The sequence below is a fragment of the Campylobacter sp. LMG 17559 genome, from assembly GCF_024723605.1.
Lineage (GTDB): Bacteria > Campylobacterota > Campylobacteria > Campylobacterales > Campylobacteraceae > Campylobacter_D.
The window spans coordinates 1-2,066 of the sequence record NZ_JANQCZ010000031.1 but is presented as its reverse complement, the minus strand read 5'-3'; the positions used below and the strand labels follow the sequence as shown (position 1 = coordinate 2,066).

Annotated in this window: 1 protein-coding gene; it reads left to right on the top strand. The window is 24.3% G+C overall.

Features of this window, described 5'->3' with window-relative positions; all coding sequences use genetic code 11:
- Nucleotides 1–2,066 (top strand): lipase family protein (locus tag CAMP5082_RS08115; RefSeq protein ID WP_442863335.1); only part of this gene is annotated, 2,066 nt, incomplete at both ends.

Here is a 2,066-nt window from a genome sequence, read left to right as displayed (position 1 = left end):
GTGGCTTTAGTGCTACTTTGTTTGAAGATACTAAAGATAATAATCAAAAGATTATAGTCATACGAGGAACAGAGCCTACAAGTAATTTTAGTGTAGATATTTTGGATGCTGATGTTGATTTAGCTTTAGGCAAAGTTCCCTATAATCAATATCTTGATATGATTAAATTTTATTCTGAGTGTGTTAAAGAATTTCCAAATATTATAAAAGACAAAGGTTTGGTAATTGTAGGTCATTCTTTAGGCGGAGCTTTGGCACAACTACTTACTCTTTCATTAGCGAGTGTTAATTCTAGTGCTAATGTTAAAGAAATCTACACTTTCAATTCGCCTGGTGCAAAAGAACTAAAAGCTTTAAATTTAAATCAAATTTACAGAATAGATGGAAAAATTATCAATTCTGATAATAAAGAGCAAGCATTGTTTTATCAAATAAGATCTTATAAATATCAAAAAAGTATAGAAATAAACTTAATAGGATATGATTCTAATTTATTTCAAAATATAAAATCATACTTTCACAATAAAACAAACTTAAAAGAACATTATATCTTTATAAAAACAAATATAATTTATAGTAAATCAACGAATTATTTTTATGATATTTTTGAAGTTGATGAAGTATTTATAAATTGTGTTAATCAGCTCCTTGCTAATCTTAATATCAAAAATATTTTAGCTACAAGTGATAATACTTATCATATTGAAACAGATACTGATTCCGATGCTTCTAATACAAAAGGGGTGATACAAGATTTAGGAGTAGATATAGACGGGAAGCATTATATTGTTAATTTAGGGGATCGATTTTGGGATTCTCATTTTTTAGAGCCTACTATCATAGAATTAAATTATATTTTAAATCTTATGAAAAATAAAGAAATTGATAACCTTTTAGAGTATAATATAAATAAGGATGAAGAGCTATGGACTTTTATCAAATACCATAATAATGTTTTGGCTACCGCAAGAACTCGTTATGATGATCGTATTTTGTCATATTTTAGCATTCCTAAACTATCTAATGATTTTTCAAATTCTTTGGAATATTTGCAAATTCATTATTTACCAAAAGAACCCAAAAAACCTTTATTTGCAGCAAATATTCAAGGTTTCTCATCTACGCAATTGCAAGCTTTGGAGGAATATAAAATAAAAAAAGCTAAATATGATGAGGAGTTAAAATGGTATGAACTTTATAAAGTAAAATATGAAAGAGAACAACAAATTTTTAATCAGAAATTTAAAGAGTATTTTTCAGAAATAATTTTTTATCAAAATAGACTCTATTCTCATAAAAAAACACAAGAGAAAATTATATTAAATGCAATAATACAACAAATTAATCAAAAAGATATAACATATTTTAATTTGTATTCTGTGATAGAATTTTTAAAAGAAAACAAGGCTTATTATAAATATATAGATTTAAATGAAATCCAAGATTTAATTTTAAATGATTTAGATAATAAATTGGGTTATTTTTATTGCCTTTATGTATGTATAAATTTAATAGTATTAAGAGAAGATAAAAATACTTATTTCACCCAAGCTACCGCTATAAACAATCTAGGCTATAATTCTACTTTCACAAAGATCTTCATCCTAGATAAAGAAAACCTTAATAATACCTATCTTGATGCTAGAAAAAGGCTTTATAAATCTATCAATACTTTAAAAGAAAAAAGAAATGAAAAAATAAAAGATATCCAAGCCTATTTAGATAAAGAAATTTCCTTACAAGATAATCTAAATAACCAAAGCTTTAATACTAAGGAAAATGATGTTAATTTAATTTTAAACGAAGTATTTAACATAGAGCAATTTTATGATAAAAATACCAATACCATAGTATTAAAGACAAATAATATAAAAATCATATTCTTAGATAAAGTAAATTTACAAGATTTGCAAGATAATTCTAACAATACTTCTTTCATCTCTATGTCAAATTTAATCCATATTTATGATAATCATTGTGATATTTTTGCAAAAGATAGAAGTGTTTTGGATATAAAGGACATAGAAGAAAAATATCAAATAGATTTTGAAAGTTTAGATACAAAA